The 1,101-nt window shown below is 55.9% G+C and carries 2 protein-coding genes; both read left to right on the top strand.

Annotated features, from left to right (window positions below; genetic code table 11):
• The first annotated feature begins 184 nt into the window (after window positions 1-184).
• Window positions 185-502, top strand: coding sequence for a hypothetical protein (locus QZ377_RS12360; RefSeq protein WP_291441514.1), 318 nt, complete (start codon window positions 185-187; stop codon window positions 500-502).
• Window positions 499-1,101 (top strand): relaxase/mobilization nuclease domain-containing protein (locus tag QZ377_RS12355; protein WP_291441512.1); only part of this gene is annotated, 603 nt, incomplete at its 3' end. The genes QZ377_RS12360 and QZ377_RS12355, both read left to right, overlap by 4 nt.

Raw genomic sequence — 1,101 nt, 5'->3', positions numbered from 1 at the left:
CCGGCCACGAATGAGCGTTGGGGCAAATGGATACTGGCGGAAGAAATAGCCCGCCACGGCCTGAACTGGAAAGCCGTAGGAAAATACCACTCCCCCGACCCGGAGCGCGGCAGACAATATGCGTGGCTCATTTATCGTCACTACGCGGGCCATCGAGCCTCCAAGATTACTACGGAGGTTCCCCATGCCGAGCAAAAAACTCATAATCAGAACTTACCTGACTCCAGAAGAACACGCGCAGATCAAGGCATCGGCCAGCAAAGCGGGCCTGTCCCTCTCCACATTCAGCAAAAGGGTGTGCCTTGGGTTTTCCGTCCCAAGTCTGGAGCACCAGGCGGCAAGGATTGAATTGCGCCGACTCAAAGGCGACCTGGGCAGACTTGGCGGGCTGGTGAAACAGGCATTGGCAAACGGAGCGGACAGGCAGACGGTTCACCGCCTTTTGCATGAACTGGACGCCCGGCAGCGGGAACTCCAACAGGCCATTGCGGTCATACGATGATCAGCAAGAAAGTGGGTATTAGCCCAAAAAGCGACAATTACACCCGTCTTGCCGACTACATTGCCGACGCCGGGCATGAGGGCGAAAAAAGCCTCATGCACTGGTGCGCCGGATGCCTTGGGGATGAAGACTATCGGAACGGCATTGCCGAGGCCGTGGACGTTCAGGCCATGAACACCCGCACTGAGAAAAGCAAAACCTACCACCTTGTTATCAGCTTTCGCCCGGAGGACGAGGCGAAATTGACGCCGGAGGTATTCAGGGCCATCGAGGAACGCTTTGCCGCCGCTTTGGGCTACATCGACCATCAGCGGCATTGTGGCGTCCACAAAAACACCGCCAATCTCCATATGCACATAGCCTATAATATGATCCACCCGGAGAAGCATACCCGGCATGAGCCGTTCCGCGATTACAGGACGCGGGATAGAGTATGCCGAGAGCTGGAGCAGGAATACGACCTTGTGGTCGATAATGGCCGGGACAAAGATAAACAGCGGTCAATGGGCGAAAAGGCCGCTTTCATTGAAGCTTATACAGGCCAGCAGTCCTTTGAATCGTCTGCCAAGGCCCACAGGGATGCCATTTTGCATGTCCTG

Origin of the sequence: Desulfovibrio sp. (assembly GCF_019424165.1) — a bacterium.
Classification (GTDB): Bacteria; Desulfobacterota; Desulfovibrionia; order Desulfovibrionales; family Desulfovibrionaceae; genus Desulfovibrio.
This window is presented reverse-complemented; position numbering and strand designations above follow the sequence as displayed.